Origin of the sequence: Pseudomonas sp. RIT-To-2 (assembly GCF_029623465.1) — a bacterium.
In the GTDB taxonomy this organism is placed as follows: Bacteria; Pseudomonadota; Gammaproteobacteria; order Pseudomonadales; family Pseudomonadaceae; genus Aquipseudomonas; species Aquipseudomonas silvicola.
In genome coordinates, this window is record NZ_JAPYKM010000018.1 from 1 (window position 1) to 16,460 (window position 16,460).

General features: G+C 62.1%; 13 protein-coding genes and 3 pseudogenes. 4 read left to right on the forward strand and 12 right to left on the reverse strand.

Annotated elements, in window-relative coordinates; translation table 11 throughout:
* Positions 1-87: 87 nt before the first annotated feature.
* The 3 genes from QBK88_RS17115 to QBK88_RS17125 form a co-directional block, all read right to left on the reverse strand.
* A complete protein-coding gene (locus QBK88_RS17115; protein WP_277962967.1) occupies positions 88-1,002 on the reverse strand; it encodes a LysR family transcriptional regulator in 915 nt (304 codons plus the stop codon).
* A 185-nt stretch (positions 1,003-1,187) separates the two neighbouring features.
* Positions 1,188-1,592 carry a MarR family transcriptional regulator gene (locus QBK88_RS17120; RefSeq protein ID WP_277962968.1) on the reverse strand — a complete coding sequence of 135 codons (405 nt, stop codon included), beginning with the start codon at positions 1,590-1,592 and terminating at the stop codon, positions 1,188-1,190.
* Positions 1,589-2,293 carry an HPP family protein gene (locus tag QBK88_RS17125; RefSeq protein WP_277962969.1) on the reverse strand — a complete coding sequence of 235 codons (705 nt, stop codon included), beginning with the start codon at positions 2,291-2,293 and terminating at the stop codon, positions 1,589-1,591. Before QBK88_RS17125 ends, QBK88_RS17120 begins: the two co-directional genes overlap by 4 nt.
* A gap of 192 nt (positions 2,294-2,485) precedes the next feature.
* On the opposite strand from QBK88_RS17125, the gene QBK88_RS17130 reads away from it, so the two are divergent.
* Entirely contained in the window at positions 2,486-5,707 is a 3,222-nt protein-coding gene (locus QBK88_RS17130; protein WP_277962970.1) for an AAA domain-containing protein, read from the forward strand.
* 31 nt (positions 5,708-5,738) lie between these two features.
* Here the strand turns inward: QBK88_RS17130 and QBK88_RS17135 are convergent, their stop codons facing one another.
* From QBK88_RS17135 to QBK88_RS17155, 5 genes are all read right to left on the reverse strand, one after another.
* Positions 5,739-8,225, reverse strand: a complete 2,487-nt coding sequence (locus QBK88_RS17135; protein ID WP_277962971.1) for a TonB-dependent receptor — start codon at positions 8,223-8,225, stop codon at positions 5,739-5,741.
* Positions 8,226-8,334: 109 nt separating this feature from the next.
* The gene (locus QBK88_RS17140; protein WP_277962972.1) at positions 8,335-9,306 is read right to left on the reverse strand and encodes a DUF4880 domain-containing protein; all 972 of its coding nucleotides are present in this window, start codon (positions 9,304-9,306) and stop codon (positions 8,335-8,337) included.
* Positions 9,303-9,812 (reverse strand): sigma-70 family RNA polymerase sigma factor, encoded by a 510-nt coding sequence (locus QBK88_RS17145; RefSeq protein WP_277962973.1) that lies wholly within the window; start codon positions 9,810-9,812, stop codon positions 9,303-9,305. Before QBK88_RS17145 ends, QBK88_RS17140 begins: the two co-directional genes overlap by 4 nt.
* 129 nt (positions 9,813-9,941) lie before the next feature.
* Complete coding sequence (locus QBK88_RS17150; RefSeq protein WP_268145766.1) at positions 9,942-10,271, reverse strand: addiction module antidote protein; 330 nt, start codon at positions 10,269-10,271, stop codon at positions 9,942-9,944.
* A 2-nt stretch (positions 10,272-10,273) separates the two neighbouring features.
* Positions 10,274-10,594, reverse strand: coding sequence for a type II toxin-antitoxin system RelE/ParE family toxin (locus QBK88_RS17155; protein WP_268145765.1), 321 nt, complete (start codon positions 10,592-10,594; stop codon positions 10,274-10,276).
* 143 nt (positions 10,595-10,737) lie between these two features.
* Between QBK88_RS17155 and QBK88_RS17160 the strand changes: the two genes are divergently transcribed.
* Positions 10,738-11,472, forward strand: a complete 735-nt coding sequence (locus QBK88_RS17160) for an EcsC family protein (RefSeq protein WP_268145764.1) — start codon at positions 10,738-10,740, stop codon at positions 11,470-11,472.
* Between the two features lie 64 nt (positions 11,473-11,536).
* Entirely contained in the window at positions 11,537-12,355 is an 819-nt protein-coding gene (locus tag QBK88_RS17165; RefSeq protein WP_277962974.1) for an NUDIX hydrolase, read from the forward strand.
* Positions 12,356-12,651: 296 nt separating this feature from the next.
* Here QBK88_RS17165 and QBK88_RS17170 read toward each other — a convergent pair whose 3' ends face one another.
* From QBK88_RS17170 to QBK88_RS17185, 4 genes and pseudogenes are all read right to left on the reverse strand, one after another.
* The gene (locus QBK88_RS17170; RefSeq protein ID WP_277962975.1) at positions 12,652-13,527 is read right to left on the reverse strand and encodes an alpha/beta hydrolase-fold protein; all 876 of its coding nucleotides are present in this window, start codon (positions 13,525-13,527) and stop codon (positions 12,652-12,654) included.
* Positions 13,527-14,882 carry a FepA family TonB-dependent siderophore receptor gene (locus QBK88_RS17175; RefSeq protein ID WP_277962976.1) on the reverse strand — a complete coding sequence of 452 codons (1,356 nt, stop codon included), beginning with the start codon at positions 14,880-14,882 and terminating at the stop codon, positions 13,527-13,529. The genes QBK88_RS17170 and QBK88_RS17175 overlap by 1 nt, the downstream gene beginning before the upstream one ends.
* 42 nt (positions 14,883-14,924) lie before the next feature.
* Positions 14,925-15,425 (reverse strand): annotated as a pseudogene (locus QBK88_RS17180) (sigma-70 family RNA polymerase sigma factor).
* A gap of 373 nt (positions 15,426-15,798) precedes the next feature.
* Positions 15,799-15,927, reverse strand: a pseudogene (locus tag QBK88_RS17185) (transposase); the annotation flags it as partial.
* Between the two features lie 65 nt (positions 15,928-15,992).
* Between QBK88_RS17185 and QBK88_RS17190 the strand changes: the two are divergent.
* Positions 15,993-16,334 (forward strand): annotated as a pseudogene (locus QBK88_RS17190) (hypothetical protein); the annotation flags it as partial.
* Positions 16,335-16,460: the final 126 nt, after the last annotated feature.

Consider the following 16,460-nt stretch of genomic DNA (forward strand, 5'->3'; position numbering starts at 1 on the left):
CTGGCGTTCCACGCCCTGGCGGGCGCAACAGCCTTCCATGTGGGACCGGGCGAAGCTCGGGAAGGCCGCACCCGCAGCATCAGGCCGCTACTGAGCCAATCGCTCAATCAAATAATCAATCAACACCCGAATTTTCGGCGGCAAAAACCGCTTCGGCGGGTACAGCAACCACACCGAACCAATATAAGCCCCGCCATCCAGCTCCCAATCCGCCAATACCTGCACCACCTCACCGTTCTGCAGCGCTTCCCTGGCGACGAACTCCGGTAAATTGGCAATCCCGAATCCCTGCCGCGCCGCATCCAGGCGCGCACCCGCATGGTTGGCGATATACCGCCCCTTCACGGGCACGACCTCTGTCTCCCCCTCACGCCGCAAGCGCCACCGGTTATCGTCGGTAGTCTCGCCCAGGTAAAGGCAGTCATGGTCCAGCAGCTCGCCCGGTGCCTGCGGAACACCGCGGCTGTCCAGGTACCCTTGCGACGCACACAGCACCCACCGCACTGCCCCCAGCGTCCGCCCGGCCAGCCCCAGCGGCGGCCGTTCCGTCAGGCGAATCACCAGGTCAATGTCTTCCACCAGGGGGTCTACGTCATGGTCATTGAACACCAACTGCACATCCACCTCGGCGTACCGACGCAGGAAGTCCGGAATCAGAGGGTGCAGCACCGTTCGGGCAAAGGCGGTAGGCGCGCTCACTATCACCCGCCCATGGGGCCGCGCAGCCAGGCGCCCGGCAGCATCCACCGCACAGGCAGCCGCATCGAGCATGTCACGACAGTGTCGGTAAACTTCGGCACCGGATTCAGTGACGCGAATGCGCCGGGTGGAACGCTCCACCAACTGGGTGCCCAGTGCCTGTTCCAGGCGCTTGATCTGCCGGCTCACAGTAGAGGGCATGCTGCCCAGTTGCCGGGCAGCTTCAGAGAAATTTCCCGCGTCCACCACACGAGCGAACACCGCCATGTCTGGCAGTGCTTCAAAGAGATCGGTGGGGGTCATGGCATCCTCGCGCTGAACATATTTATGTCACAGCAGCATAAATGATGCGCAGGGGCAGCACGAGGCCCAGGCGGGTGCTGTTATATCGGTGTCGCCCGGCTTGGCATCGTCTCGTCTTCATGCACCACCAACGCCGGGTGCGAGCAAATCACTGCACCTGAAGGTACCTGATAGCTGTAATACCCTCACCCCTGCTCGAACGGCACCCGCAACCGGCTGCCCGCAGACTTCAGTTCCTCGCGGTGCAGAAAAGCCAGCTTCTCCAGCACCTCCACTCCCTGGGCGGTCAGGCTCACCTGCACCTCACGGCGGTCCTCGACCCCGCGTTGGCGCTGCACCAACCCCAGCGCCTCGCAGCGCTTCACCAACGCCACCGCCCCATGGGGCACCATCTGCAGGCGCTCGGCCAATTCACCCACACTGGCCCAGGCGCGACCCGGGAAACCCTGGGTATGCAACATCAGCAGGTACTGTTGCGGCGTCACCCCATGGGCCTGCACCGCTTCCTCGGAAAAACGCAGAAAGCGTCGCAGCTGATAGCGAAACTCCGACAGGGTCTCGAAATCGGATTTTTCCAGGGCATCACTCATCGACGCGGCTCCTGGTTCAAACGGGCGAGGGTGGCCGTGACAATTGCCTCCAGGTCGTCGGCCTCCACATCGATGAACTCATCGCGCTCATCCAGCACCGCCTGCAACGCCTGGTGCAATTGCTGGCTGGCTGGCGACACCGCCCGCGCGGCGCCAGGGTTCGGTACATGGCCGTGAGGGTAACGGTGGCGGCTGAAGGCGTGGAACAGCAACGCGCAGCCCAGCAGCACGGCGGAATTCAACAGCACCGGCTGGAGTACAAATGTATACCCGGCGGCATGAACGCCAGGCCCGCCCAATACTGCGGTCAACGCCACGGCACCGGAAGGCGGATGCAGGCAACGCAGGGCCAACATCAACCCGATTGCTACCGACACCGCCAGGGCCGCGGCGATGATCTCGTTGCTGATCCACGCCGCGCAGGTCACGCCCACCAGCGAGGCGACCAGGTTACCCCCCAGCAATGCCCATGGCTGCGCCAACGGGCTAGCCGGGGCCGCGAACAGCAACACGGCGGACGCGCCCATGGGAGCGATCAGCAAAGGCAGGTCGGCGCTCAGGCCCAAAGCCCAGGTGCACAGGGCGGCGGTAATGCCGATGCCCAGTAGTGCGCCAAAAGCGGCGCGCAGGCATTCGCGAGGGCTGAGGTGCAGCGGGGCAGGGCGCCAGCGCTGGAGGGACGAGTGCAGGGTGCGGAACACGGTGTGGGACCTCGGGCAGCAAAAAACGCGCATTTTATATCACGTCGTGATGTATTGCGTGAATCCCTGCCGCGCTCGGGCGATCAGGCGCGCATATGCCGCAGCAGAGTCGCGGGAAAGGATCCACCGCGTGATGCCTGTTATCCTTGCGTATCAGGAATTCAAGCGTCAGCGCTTACAAGGACGTCTTACATGACCTCGCCACACATCGTGCGTTACTGGCACGCAGTCGAATTGCTGCAGCCCCAGGCCGTTCCGAAGCTCGCCAAACGCGACGGAGCCTACCAACCGTTCTATCAGGACATACCCGCGTCCTCGGCCGTCCTGCCGTGGATGCCGGCCAATCCCCTGAGCCGCCAACCCCTTCCCGACAAGCGTGTGTGGAGCCATACGCTGTATGCGCACCTCTACAATAACCAAACGGTTTCGCGCCGCCTGGAAGCGCTCTACGGTGCCGACGTTGGCTACAGGGAACCGCAGAACAAGCGCTGCGCGCTCTACTCACTCAAATTCAATGACCAGGGGTTCATGCTGGCCGACAGCCTTGTGCTGTCCAATGAAGCGTGGTTCGTCGGGCGTGCGATTCACGGCGAGGACTGGCGACGTGGCTTCGAACACACCCAGGACTACCTTCGTGAACAACTCAGAACCCAGCTTGGTGGCGTGGTGCAGGCTGCGGACCTGGCCTGGCTGACGGACTTCATTCGTCAAACCTTGAAGGTCGACGAATTCTTCGGCGATGAGCCCCGTGTCCATCGCTTCCGCTCGGCACCGGTCAACCCGAAGAAACCCGAGCAGGAAGACGATCCGTTGAACAGCTTTCTGCTCAGTGATCTGGCGGACATGGCTGACGCGGTAGAGCGTGGCGAGACCAGTGAGCCGCTGGCGCGTTACCTGAGCCTTCACGACCCCGAACAACGCCTGCACCTGGACAAGCCCGAAGCCGATCTGCCCTTGCTCGAGCGCCTCGCGCCCTCGCGCTATGCGGCAGGTTGCTGGCCGGCCGAAAAGCACCTGGGCCTGGTTCACTCCCAGCAACTGGCAGTCAACAGCCTGCTGGCGCTGAGCGACGAAACCGGCATCATGGGCGTCAATGGCCCACCGGGTACCGGGAAGACCACGTTGCTGCGTGACCTGATCGCGGCGGTCGTGACGCAGCGCGCCGATGTCCTGGCCTCGCTGGGCAGGGCGTCGGACGCCTTCGTTCAGGACGGCCGCGAAATGGCCAATGACGGCGGACGCGCGCGTGCAGCCTATCAACTCAACCCCTGCCTGTTCGGGTTCGAGATGGTGGTGGCTTCCTCCAACAATGGCGCGGTGGAAAACGTCACATTGGAGTTGCCCCAGCGGGACAAGGTCGACCCCACGTGGTTACCCGACGCCGAGTATTTCAGCGAACTGGCAGCGCTCACCAGCGGCAAGCCGGCATGGGGCCTCATCTCCGCGGCCTTGGGCGCCAAAGCCAAACGCACCCGGTTCGTCGACCGTTTCTATTATGGGCAAGTGCCTGCCAAACCAGCGAAGGGCAATGGCGAGGCCGCCGCACTGAAGCCTGATGCGGCTGACAGCTGGGCGCTGGAGGATGACCTCGACGCCGACGACGCCGCACCGGACACCCCTGGCGACCAGCCTGCTCCCAAAGGCATGCGCGAATGGCTGGCCGAGCAAGCGGCGGACATGAAGGCGCTCAGCTCGGTTGAAAAAGCCAACCTCTGGCGCGCCGCGATCAAGCAATACCAGGACGCCAAGGACGCCGAACACGCGTTGCGCACCCAGGTCAGCGGCATCAGCCAGAGCATCGAGGCATTGGGCACGGCCAGGGCGCGGGTCACGCAGATGCAGCAGGACCTTCAGGCGCTGGTCGCGCAGCGCAGCGATGTCGAGGGTGAACAAGCCCTTGTGGAAACCCAGCAGCTATCGCCGGCCCGCGAGAAGCTGCAACACGAAGTGCAGACTTTGGCATCGCACCTGGCGGCAAAGCCGAGCTTCATGGCCAACCTGTTCAGCCTGTGGGGCACGCACCGCAACTGGGCCTCCCGTCAGCGGTTGCTCGACAGCGCCCACGCCCTGGCCAAGGACGCTTTCGACAGCATCCAGCGCCAGGTGCAGCGGCTCTCGGGCCGTATCAATGAACTGAGCCAGCGAATGGCTGCGGCCGAGGTGGAGATCACCGAAGCGGTACGGCATGTCGATGTGCAGCTGGAAAAGGCCCGCCACCTGGCGCAAGCCGGGCAGGCCGAGCACCTGTCCAGTTGGCTGGAGAGTGGCCTGGCGGGACGGGGCAGTGACATCGAACTGCGAGAGCCGTGGGTGGTGGAAGGCTGGCGTCAGGCCCGCGCGAAAGTCTTCATTGAAGCCCTCAAGCTGCACCGCACCTTCATGCAGATCGAGGCCACGCGCCTGGGCGCCAACCTGGAATTCATCACGGGCCTGATTACCGGTAGTCGATACGGCGGCGTCTCCCAGGCGGTGGTGCGTTCGGCGTGGGCGTCCTTGTTCATGGTGGTGCCGGTGCTCAGCAGCACGTTCGCGTCTTTCGCCCGTTCCTTTGGCAGCCTGGGGTGCGCGCAGATCGGCTGGCTGCTGGTAGACGAAGCCGGTCAGGCCACGCCCCAGGCGGCGGTGGGTGCGCTATGGCGGGCACGCCGGGCTGTGCTGGTAGGCGACCCATTGCAACTGGAGCCGATCGTCACCGTGTCCGACGCGGTGCTGGAGCATATGCGCACGCACTACCAGGTGGACGCCCATTGGCTGCCCAGCCGCCACTCCGCACAAGCGCTGGCGGACCAGGCCACCACCTGGGGGCGCATGGCGGGGCCAAGGGACGAGAAATGCTGGGTGGGGTTGCCCCTGGTCGTTCACCGCCGCTGCGACGAACCGATGTTCGAACTGGCGAACCGCATCGCCTACGACGGCGCGATGGTGTACGGGACCGTCGCCCCATCCCCGGCCAAGGAAACGCCGGCTCGCCTGCTGACCGGGTGGGTGCACGTCAGCGGCCCGTCCTCAGGAAACTGGGTGGCCAACGAGGGGGTTGCGCTTGAGCGCCTGCTGGCGGTGCTGCAAACCGATGGCGTGGCCATGGACAGCATTGCGGTCATCACCCCCTTCCAGGACGTGCGCAACCAGCTCAAGGAACGCCTGCCCGCCAAGATGGTGCGTGGCACCATCCACACCATGCAAGGCAAGGAAGCGGCGGTGATCATTCTGGTGCTGGGCGGCAGCACTGAAAGCCCCGGCGCCCGCGAATGGGCAGTGTCCAAGCCCAACCTGCTCAACGTCGCCGCTACCCGGGCCAAGCGTCGCTTGTATGTGATTGGTGACCGGGGTGACTGGCAGCAGCGCAAGCTGTTCTGTGACGTCATGGAGTGGCTGCCGGCGCACCCGCCGATGACGGCGGGTTGCCCTGCTTGAACAATGGGGGGCTGCGCTGACCGCCAGCCCCTCAATACTCCCCGCGCACGGTCAACATGAAGTTGCGCGGGTCGCCGTAGAAGTTGCCATTCGATGAACTGGACACCGTCCGGTAATACACCTTGTCGAACAGGTTGTTGCCATTCACCGAAACGCTCCAGTGCGGCGTCACCTGGTACTTCACCATGGCGTCATACACCGCGTAACCCGCCTGGGTGTAGTCGAACGGCACGCTGGTCTTGCCCAGCGTGCCATCGCTGAGGTACGGGTAGGCCGAGCCGCTGACATAGGTCGCGCTCTGCAGGGTCACGCCGCCACCCACGGTCCAGTCTTCGAAGCGGCCAGGCAGGTTATAGGTGGTCCACAGTTTGGCTTCGTGCTTAGGCGTGATGGTGCTGAGGGCGACATTCTCGGTTTTGTTGCGGTTGTTGTTGTACACATAGCTGGCCATCAGGTTCCAGCCCTTGGCCAGTTCACCCGAGGTTTGCAGTTCCACGCCCTTGCTGATCACTTCGCCCTGGTTCAGGTAACAGCAACTGCCGCCCCACAGCGCCGACTCTTCCGGGTAGCTGGGGTCCAGCACCGCGCCGCCGTCGCGCTTGGTATAGAACACGGCAATGCCGGTATTCAGGCGGCCCTCGAAGTGCTCACCCTTGAGGCCCACTTCATAGGTCTTGCCGACCATGGGGTCGACCACACTGCCGCTGCTGATCGGCCCCTTCAGGTAGCTTTGCTGCGGATTGAAGATCTTCGAGTAGCTGGCATAGGCCGACCAGGTATCGCTGAGGTCGTAGATCACCCCGCCATAAGGCACCAGCCGCGTAGGTTCGCGCATGTCGATGGTGCTCTGCACCACGCCGGCATTCTTGTAGGTCTGCTCGAAGTGGTAGCGGGACAGGCGGCCGCCCACTATCACTTTCAACGGGTCGGCCACCTGCAGGGTCAGGCGCGAGTACAGCCCGTACTGGGTCTGGTCATTAGGGCTGTAGACCCGCGGCGTGACGTAGCTGATGGGGTTGGGGTCCCACGGTTGTGGGTCGAATACGTTCACCGCCTGCTTGATGTTGGACAGCACCCCGGAGCCCTTCCATTCGCTGGACACCTGCTGCCAGTCACCGCCCACCACCAACTGATGCTCGTGGCCAAAGGCGTCGAAGCTGCCCGACAGGTTGGTATCGAACAGGTTCTGGCTGGTCCAGTAGCGGTTGTAACTGCCGTTGCGGACCGGGCCGGTCATTGTCGTCGGGTTCAGCGCCCCCGTGGTCACCGCCGCCAGCGCCGTGCCTGAGTCGTGGGTGTTGGTGTAGGAGAGATTGGCCTTCCAGCCGTTGTTGAAATAGTGGTCCAGCTTGGTGAAGATTTCCTGCGACCTCACATCGCTGTAGGCCCACTTCTGGCTAAGGCTGGTGTGGCGCGGCAGGCCGATGTCACTGCCATCGCTGTAGCGCGGCAGGCCGGCGTAGTTGCCCGAGTGCACGCTTTCAAACATGCCGCCCAGGGTCAGTGTGGTGTCGGGCGTCACGTCCCATTCCGCCACGCCGTAAACGGTGGGCTTCTCGGTGCTCATGTTGTCGATGGCGTACTGCCGGTCGGTATACGCCGTCACCAGGCGGCCGCGCAGGGTGCCGCTGTCATTGAGCGGGCCGGTCACGTCGAGCATCGAGCGGTAATTGTCCCAGGTGCCGGCCGCGGCTTCGAATTTCAGCTGGTAGTTGGGCAGCGCGCGCTTGCGCACCACGTTGATCACCCCACCCGGGTCGCCCACGCCGCCGAACAGCGCGCCCGCGCCGTGCAGCACCTCCACATGGTCGAACTCGACCATGTTGTACAGGCGCAGGGAATAGAAACTGGTGGCGTTGGACGACAGCGCCATCGGCGCGGCCCCGTCGATCTGGATGCTGTCGATGGTGAACCCACGGGAATAGAAATCGTAAGCCGACGCACCGGTCTTCGACACAATGACCCCAGGCGCGTAACGCAGTGCATCTTCAAGCTCGGTGACAGCGGTATCGTCGATCATCTGCCGGGTCACCACCGACACTGACTGGGGCGTGTAGCGCAGGCTGGTCGGCGTCTTGGAGCCGACACTGACGGCGCCCGTGGTATAGGAATGCGAGTTCTCGGTCATCTCGCCCATGCCCTGGCCGCTGATCTCGGTGGTGCCCAGTTGCAGCGTGTCACCGCCCACCGGCATGACGATCACCCGGTAGCCGTTGCCGTCAGGCACTGCTTGCAGCCCCAGCGGGGTCAGCAACCGCGCCAACGCCTGCTCCAGGGTGAAATGCCCCACCAACCCCTCGCTGTGCTTGCCGGCGGACACCGCCGCATCGATACCCAGCATCACACCCGCCTGCTGGCCCAGGCTGCCCAGCACAGCGTCCAGGCTGCCCGCGGGAATATTCAGGCCCAGCGCCTGGGTTGCGCCGGGCGCGCTGTCGGCAGCCATGGCGGGGCAATTGACCAGGCTGATGCAGAGCCCCAGCAGGGCGCCGGCCAGCGGCGTGAAGCGAGTGTGCATGTAAACGTTCCCTGTACGACAAGAGTGGTGAATGAGCGCTGCACGACAGCGCCGTTTGTAACCCTTGATGCGCGAGAACGAAAAAACTGCCACCTGGGTGAAAAAAACTTCACGCCGCCTGCAACGTCGCCCAGTAGCCCAGCACCCGATTGACCTTCACCGGCAGCAAGCGCGTCAACAGATCGAGGCTGGCCTCAGGGTTATCGAGGGAAAAACTGCCCGACACGCGCAACTGCGCCACGCTGCTGTCACAGCGCAAGATGCCCCGGCGATAGCGGTCCAGCTGCCGCGCCACGCTCACCAGCGGCATGCGCTCGGCCACCAGCAACCCCCGCGTCCAGGCCTCGGCCGTGGTATTCACCGCGGTGACCGCAGTACTGCCGCCAAGCGCAAATGCCTGCCCCTGCCCAGCCGCCAACGTCGCCACCGCGCCGCTGGTGCCGGACGTCACCTGCACCTGCCCGCTCAATACCTGCACCAGGCTTGCCGGCTGCTCGGGCAAGTCGCGCGACACCACCAGCCGCGCGGGCCCGGCCAGCTCGATTGACACATCGCGGGTACGCACCGTGAGCGCGTCCGCGCCGGTAAACGACAGCCACAACCGCCCACTGTCCAGCATCAGCCGCGAAGGGGCGACGTCCAGCGCGGTACGGGTATCCAACTGCACCGCCAGGTGGCTGCCCAGCTGCAGGGCGCGGCGCTCGCCGGTAGCCGTGGCGTAGTCACTGGTATAGGGCGCCAGCCACTGATGTTCACGCGCCTGCCAGCCGCCATAGGCCAACACCCCCACACCCACCAGCGCCTTCAGCGCCCCGCGTCGCGTCGCCAGGCTGCGCGCCTGCAACGCTGAACGTACATGCTCGGCAGGCATCGCCCCCGCGCCAGCGCGCAGGTCGCGGTTCAGCCCGTTCAAGCGCTGCCACACCCGCTCATGCTGCGGGTGCTCGTTGCGCCAACGCAGGCACGCCTGCTGATCGGCGGCACTGCACACGCCCGACTGCAGCGTCACCATCCACGCCAGGCCCTGCTCCAACACCTGAGGGTCAATGGCACCCGCTTCGCCGGCGCGGAACAGACTCATGCCAGGTAAACCGCCGCATAACAGTGCCGGTAAGCCTTGAGCATCGCCTTCTGCACCACATTCACCGTCAGGCCCAGTTGCTCGGCAATCTGTGGATAAGTGAGACCGTCCAACTGCGACAGCAGAAACACCTCTCGCACCTTGCTGCCCAGCCCATCCAACACACTACCGATCGTCTCCAGCGCCTCGATCACCAGCAACCGGGTTTCCTCCGACGGCACCTCGCCCGCTGGCGCCAGGCTCAACGACCGCACATACGCCAGCTCCAGTGCCTGGCGCCGAAAATGCTCGCCGCACAGGCGGCTGGCCAAGGTGCGCAGGTAAGCGCGGGGCTCGGCAATGGTCGGCAGTTGCTCCTGGCGCAGCAGGCGTACAAATGTATCCTGCGCCAGATCCATGGCCTGATGGTGGTTGCCCAGCTTGCGACGCAGGATTTGCACGACCCAGGCATGGTGGTTGCCGTAGAGGGATTTCACCTGATCGTGGACCGTTGCGCTTGGCAGCATCTTGGGTGGGGCCTGGGGAGGGGGGGGTGTTTATGATAATGATTTGCAATAGCGAATGCTATATGGGAGCGCTGCTTGCAGAAGCGGCAAGCCCCCATTCATAAACACCGAGTCATCCGGTCGAGGCTTTTATGCCGGCTTCACCGTTAGCTCAACCCCTACAGCGAGCATGAGGCGCATCACTGTGTCGTAACGAACGTGGGTTCCACCCTTCAGTGCCTTGTAAAGGCTTTCACGGTTCAAGCCCGCGTTTTGCGCCAGCCTGTTTACGCCCTGGGCCTTGGCCACTTCGGCGATCGCTTGCATCATGATTTCGGGGTCGTGCTCTTTCATCGCTTCGGCCAGGAACGCACTGATGGTTTCAGGGCTGTCCAGGAAGCGGGAGGCCTCGAAGCGGCTGGTATTGCCCAGGTTCAGGTTGAGAATGGGCATGTCTTCGGGTTTGTTTTGGTTACTCATAATCATGCACCTCGCAGTGCGTCTAAAATTTCTTTGGCGCGTTTGATGCCCCGTTTTTGATCCGTCTTGTCGCTGCCGTAAAGCATCAGGTAGCGAGTCTGTCCAGAGCGGACGTAATACACCCGGTAGCCAGGCCCCACGAAAACGCGCATTTCACTCAGACCGTCGCCGACGGGCTCTGTATCACCAAAGTTTCCATTCTGCGCCCGCAAAATCCTGGCGGTGACGGCTGCCTTTCCCTGCACGTCCTTGATCCTGCCGAGCCAACCAGCGAATTCTGGCGTGGTATCTATTGCGTAAATGGGATTATTGTTTTCGGTCATGCACTAAGAGTAGCCTACTGGCTACATCTGTGTCGATGCACTGGCACAATCCTGCTTTGGTGTACCCACTATGTGCATCCTTCGTATCAGCGCACAGCCACCAGCAAGCCGCTGATCAAACTCCCCCTCGAAAGGAATCTGGCATGACCGCTGAAAAAGAAGAAAGCAGCTCCTCCTTGATGAAGATGGTAGAAGCCATCGCCATCAGCCCCCAGGACGCCCGCGAACTGGTGAGCCAGTACCAGACCCAGGTGCGCAAAGCCTCGCCGTCCGCCAGCGAAGAAAAGATCCAGGACGCCGTCGTCGACAAAATCATCAGCCGCTATTCAAAACTGGCCGCCACCTCCGGCGCTGCCACTGCACTGCCGGGCGTCATCCCGGGTATCGGCACCGCTGTGAGCGCCATTGGTGGTGGGGTAGCGGATATCTCGGTGTGCATGAAACTGCAGATCGACATGACCATGTGCCTGGCTGTCGCCATCAACGGCAAGATGTCCAACGAAGACGCCAAGCACATGTCCTACATCATCGCGCTGTACGGCTCCCTGGAGCAGATGGGCTCCAGCAGCGCTACCCGCATCGCCAGCAAGGCGGGTGTGCGGATGGTGAAACAGTACCTCAAAGGCCCGACGCTGCAGGTCATCAAGGAGCTGTTCTCCAAGATCGGCATTACCTTCACGCAGAAGGCCGCGGCGAAAGTGATTCCGTTCGGCATCGGGGTAATCGTGGGCGGGACGGCGAACTATGCGCTGACCACTTATGTAGGCAAGGCTGCTCGGGATACGTTTCGGCTGACCCTGAAGGACGAGGAGCCTGTGGAGGAAGTAGTGGTGGATGAGGCGATAGAGGAAGCTGTACACACCCAGGCTGAGGTGTGACACCCAGAAGGTGTCTCGTACTTCTACCGAAAACCTGTACTGGCCCCGCACCGGAGCGAATCACATGACATGGATAATCCCCAAAGCCAGCGCCTACGGCGGCATTGTATTGAACGCCACCGGGCAGGTACTCCTGCGCGAGCCAGCCAACCACTACGACGGCTACGCCTGGACCTTCGCCAAGGCGCGCCCTGCCACCGACGAACAACCAGAGCAAACAGCCCGCCGCGCGGTGCGTACCGAGCTAGGGCATGACGGCAAAATTGTCGGCGTACTTCCAGGGCTTTACCAAGGTGGCACAACCAAGAGCGCATTTACGCTCATGGTATCCGATGCTGCGCACGGCACCACTGACGACCATACCTGGAACACCTGCTGGGCTGATTTCGAACACGCCCGTGAGCTCGTCAGCCAAACAACCAATGCTGTCGGCCGTATGCGCGACCTGCAGATACTCGAGGCTACCCAGCACTGGTTCAAGAGCAACCGCAAGGGTATCGCCGCATTCGAGGCGCTTGGCTCGAAAGGCTGGGCGGTGAAGGGCGACTGGGCCACCAAGGAAATGCCTGAGCAGTTCGTCACCTTGCCGATGGACATGGTATTCGACGCCGAGGAAGCCGACGCCATTCGCACGGGGTTCATCCCCGCGGCCATGGAGGAAAGGTGGTTCTGCTACTACGTGGACAACGTGCTCTACCAGCACCGTAGTTGGACGGGGGCCATGGTGGACCGGATACGATTTGTCGAAGAGGGGGATGGCATTCGGGCGCTAGAGGCAGATGTGAACAGAGCGCCGGAGCAGTATGCGCGGGCGGATGATGCGGCGGATGTGCGGCGTATCGAGATGCTGGTGGGGCTTTTGGCGAAGCGTAGTCTGAGTTGAAGTGGTGCAGGGTCGTAGTTCGATGGGATAGCGCATTGGTAATGCCTACACCGTCTGTGGATAACGACTACGGCAATATCTGTTTTGGTAGTGCGCTCGGCACCGTCCTCTCAGAGCAGCGCTCTGGGGGGACGTCGGGATTAGTGGTGGCTCGATAGGTGACGGCCGTTTCGCGCCCATCTTGATTCCCAAGCATGAGCGCAGGTACACCGGTTTTGACGACGATAAGATCGTCGCCATGTACGGCCGAGGCATGACGATCAGCATGTAATATGCACATCAACGGCCTAGCCCGGCTATTGCTCAGTCGCAAAGCGCAACGCCGGCAGCAACGACGCATTGAACATCGCTCCATGGCTGAGTACCAGCTCCCGGTAGTCCACCGCGACATTCGCTCGCCCCGCCAGACCCTGGGCCAATTGCCGCGCCGCCTCAGGTGACACTTCGCTGGCGCCCGCCGGCCCACGCCCCACCTTGGGTGCCGTCCCACGCATCATCAACAGGCGCACCCGGTTTGCAGGCGCAAGCTTCTGCTGCTCACCGAGCAGCACGCCGTTTCCCCACCAGACTGAGGGATCCGCCACGGCATACGCCTGGAAATCATGGGTGTGCGTAAACAGCACATGCAACGCGAACAACCCGCCAAACGAGTGCCCCCACAGGGTCTGCCGCTGTGGATCGACCTTCGCCAAGGCTGCCACTGCCGGCTTCACCCGCTGCTCAATCAGCAGGGCAAATTGGTCCGCCCCACCGCTAGGCCGAGCGTCTGCCGATGGCGTGCCCAGGGGCAACCCGGGAGTATCGTCATAAGCCCGCGCCACCACATCGAACCGCGCATTCACGGCATAGCCGATCAGCACCAGCACTGGCAGAGTGTCGCCGTGAACCTGCCCCAGCAACTGATCATCCAACGCGGCCAATACCGCGTTTCCATCCAGCATGTAGAGCGCCGGATACCCCGCCGCCGGTGCCGCGCGCTTGGGTACGCCGACCCAGACGCGGTAGTGCCGCTTGGCGTCCACGGAGTCCAGGTCAAGCTGGGTGAAGCGGTATAGCGATGAGCCACGCTGGGCAATGTTCGGCGTGCTGGGCAGCGACAGGTCAGGACGAGCAGACGCCGTAGCGACCGCCCCCGAGAAGAACACCATCAGCAAAAATCGGATAAGCATCATCAGAACGATACCGTCAGGCTGGTGTAGATCGCGCGACCGTGTTGGTTATACGACGCCGCCCCTGCCGTGCTGGAACTGCCCTTGCGGAACAAGCGCTTATCAAAAATATTGCTGACCCCTGCCCCCAGCCGAACGCTTTTGGTCACGTCGTAGCCCAGGTTGAGACCCACCAGGCTATAGCTGCCCAGTGTCTTGCTGTTCACGCCACTGGCGGCCTCGGAGTTGGTGGTGGCGTAGGTCGGCGGTTTCTGCCGGCCGTAGGAGGTCAAGCTCAGTTGCGATGACAGCTTGGGCGTCATTTGCCAGTCGAGCATTGAGTTGAGGGTGTATTTGGGGATCAATGACAGTGGGTTGCCAGTGTCTTTGTTTTTCGACTGGATCATGTAGGTGACGTTGTTCGTCCAGGTGATGTTGTCTGCCACCGGGATCTGCAGCGTACCCTCGATCCCTTCGGTCACGGCTTTCTTGGCGTTGGCCCATTGGTACACGTTGTAGCTGCCGGCAGTGGCCACCGAGTCGTTCAGGTCAACGGTGATTTTGTTGCGGTAGTCGTTGCGGAAGTAGTTCAGGCCGGCCACCCAGCCGTCACGTTTGAACTCCAGGCCAAGTTCCTTGTTGACGCTGGTTTCCGGGTTGAGGTCGGCGTTGCCCAGGATGTAGCAGCCAGTGGTGTCGCTGACGCCGCAGCCTTTGCCGTTGCTGACCAGCATGTAGTTAGGGTTGAGCTGGTAGAGGTTAGGCGCCTTGAAGGAGCGGGCAATGCCGGCCTTGAACGTGTAATAGTCCCAGAAGGCCTGAGAGAAGTTAAGGCTGGGCGACCAGTTGGGGCCGAAGTCGGAGTGATCGTCCATGCGCACGCCAGGGGTGAGCATGGTGCCGGGGGCTACCTCGATGTTGTCTTCGGCGAACAGCGAACCGATGTTCGCACCCACTTCGCTGTTGCGGGTGCCGGTGGCGTAGCCGCTGATGGTGTTGCCCGCGGAAGTGGTGGCACTCAGCGACGCAGGATCATTGAGTTCCTGGCGAGTCCACTCGCCGCCCAGGGTCAGGGTTTGCGGCATGGCGGTGGCAAGCGGCAGGTTGAATTCGCCGTGGCCCAGCCAGTCCTTGAGTTCGCTGGTGGTGAATGTGTTGGAGTTGATCAGGCCTTCGGAGCCGCCACCCAGGCCCTCGTCGAGGCGACGGTTGCGGGTGTTTTCGTATTGCACGTAAAACTTGCTGGTGCCGAAATCCCAATCGCCGTTGTGAGTAATGGAATAGGTTTCGCGGTACATCTTGTTGGTTTCGCGGCCCAGATAGTCGCCGGCCAGTTTGGTGGAGGTGTCGAGATTGCCCTGGCTTTCACCTGCATACATAGCAGCGGCTTCCAGCGTTCGTTGATCCAGGGGCGGTGGGCATCAATCTTCCGTCAGCAGCAGGCAATGGGTCATGGCGCGAATCATGTGCTTCTTGACCGTGGTCACTGACACGCCAAAGCGCTCGCTCGTCGCGATGTAGCTCAAGCCCTCAAGTTGCACCGTAAGGAAAATCTTGCGCGTTCGCTCCCCAAGGCCGTCGAGCATGGTATCGATCGCCTCCAACGTCTGGAGAATCGCCAGCCGGGTTTCTGGCGATACCTCCACCGATTCGGGGCGCAGTGCCAACGCTTCCAGATAAGCCTGCTTAATGGCCCGCCGCCGAAATTTGTCGACCATCAACGCGCGGGCGATCGTACTCAGATAAGTGCGTGGCTCACGCACGTGGTCAGCATTGCGCGAAAGCAGCAAACGTACGAAGGTATCCTGGGCCAAGTCGGCTGCATCGCTTTAGTTACCGATTCGGGCGCAGAGCCATCCTTTCAGCCAGCCGTTATGTTCGTTGTACAGCAAGCGAAGGGCGTGGTGATCGGTAGCACTCATGAGCGGGCAGACCAGCTGTATCAATAGTAATGAGTTGTATTATCTGTTGATTCTTTTGCTTACTGCAAGGCTGGGGCTTGGTGATCTGGATTTTGGGAGGGGTGATGTGCTGCACGGAGGTCATGGTGGGAGGGCGCTGATGCAGTATGCGCGGGCGGATGATGCAGCGGATGTGCGGCGTATTGAGAAGCCGGGTGGCTGTTGGCGAAGGGTAGTCTGAGTTGGGTGGGCGCAGGGGGAGTGGTTAGATTCGAAAGTTGCATTTCCGCGAACGATGATCGTTGGTAAATTTCCATACCGGTGCTACGCACAGAAATAAGAGTAATCAGATCGGAGTGATACCGCCGCGTTCTTTTTGAAGCTGGCTCACCTATCGGCGCAGGGCTGATTCAACCAGCCCAAGGGAACGGGCTGCCTCGGCGTGGCTATAGCCTTGGTCGAGCGCCAGGCTGGCGGCTTTACGTTTGATTTGGAGGGTAAAGGTACGTCGTTGCTTCGTCATCGGACACCTCTCTATGGCGAGCATTCTCGCCTAAATGGGTGTTCGGTTTCATTAGACCACTACAGGTGGAGCAGGGCGACCGGAGTGATGGTGGGGGCTACCACATCCACGCTGCCTACTTCTTCAATGGCAACGAGGTGCAGGGCGATGTCTACAAGGCCATCCAGCTCGGTGAGCTATGGGAAGACATCACGCATGGCCAGGGCTACGTGCACAGCTGTAATTACGACAAGGAGAAATACGGTGACGAGTGTGGTATTGGCCGCATCCTGAGGAGTGATCGAGCAATTCGGCGCCATGTCCACAAGGTGGTGAGGTATCTCGTCAAAGATGCTCAGCACCTGCGTTTGAGACCAAAGGGAGCTCGATGCCTGCGGACGGGTCAGGTGAAGCATTCTCGTCGAGGAGGGTGGCAGGACGTCGTCTCCTGGATTCCCGTGACTAGAAGCTCAGTCCACCGAGCAGTGTTAGAAGAGGGGGCCGAAACTCTAGTCGTTTTGCCCGCTAGCCGGCTTGGCAACCAGTTCATGGAG

Coding starts and splice junctions, on each gene's coding strand:
- QBK88_RS17115 (WP_277962967.1), bottom strand. CDS start 1,002: ATGACCCCCACCGATCTCTTTGAAGCACTGCCAGACATGGCGGTGTTC.
- QBK88_RS17120 (WP_277962968.1), bottom strand. CDS start 1,592: ATGAGTGATGCCCTGGAAAAATCCGATTTCGAGACCCTGTCGGAGTTT.
- QBK88_RS17130 (WP_277962970.1), top strand. CDS start 2,486: ATGACCTCGCCACACATCGTGCGTTACTGGCACGCAGTCGAATTGCTG.
- QBK88_RS17135 (WP_277962971.1), bottom strand. CDS start 8,225: ATGCACACTCGCTTCACGCCGCTGGCCGGCGCCCTGCTGGGGCTCTGC.
- QBK88_RS17140 (WP_277962972.1), bottom strand. CDS start 9,306: ATGAGTCTGTTCCGCGCCGGCGAAGCGGGTGCCATTGACCCTCAGGTG.
- QBK88_RS17145 (WP_277962973.1), bottom strand. CDS start 9,812: ATGCTGCCAAGCGCAACGGTCCACGATCAGGTGAAATCCCTCTACGGC.
- QBK88_RS17150 (WP_268145766.1), bottom strand. CDS start 10,271: ATGAGTAACCAAAACAAACCCGAAGACATGCCCATTCTCAACCTGAAC.
- QBK88_RS17155 (WP_268145765.1), bottom strand. CDS start 10,594: ATGACCGAAAACAATAATCCCATTTACGCAATAGATACCACGCCAGAA.
- QBK88_RS17160 (WP_268145764.1), top strand. CDS start 10,738: ATGACCGCTGAAAAAGAAGAAAGCAGCTCCTCCTTGATGAAGATGGTA.
- QBK88_RS17165 (WP_277962974.1), top strand. CDS start 11,537: ATGACATGGATAATCCCCAAAGCCAGCGCCTACGGCGGCATTGTATTG.
- QBK88_RS17170 (WP_277962975.1), bottom strand. CDS start 13,527: ATGATGCTTATCCGATTTTTGCTGATGGTGTTCTTCTCGGGGGCGGTC.
- QBK88_RS17175 (WP_277962976.1), bottom strand. CDS start 14,882: ATGTATGCAGGTGAAAGCCAGGGCAATCTCGACACCTCCACCAAACTG.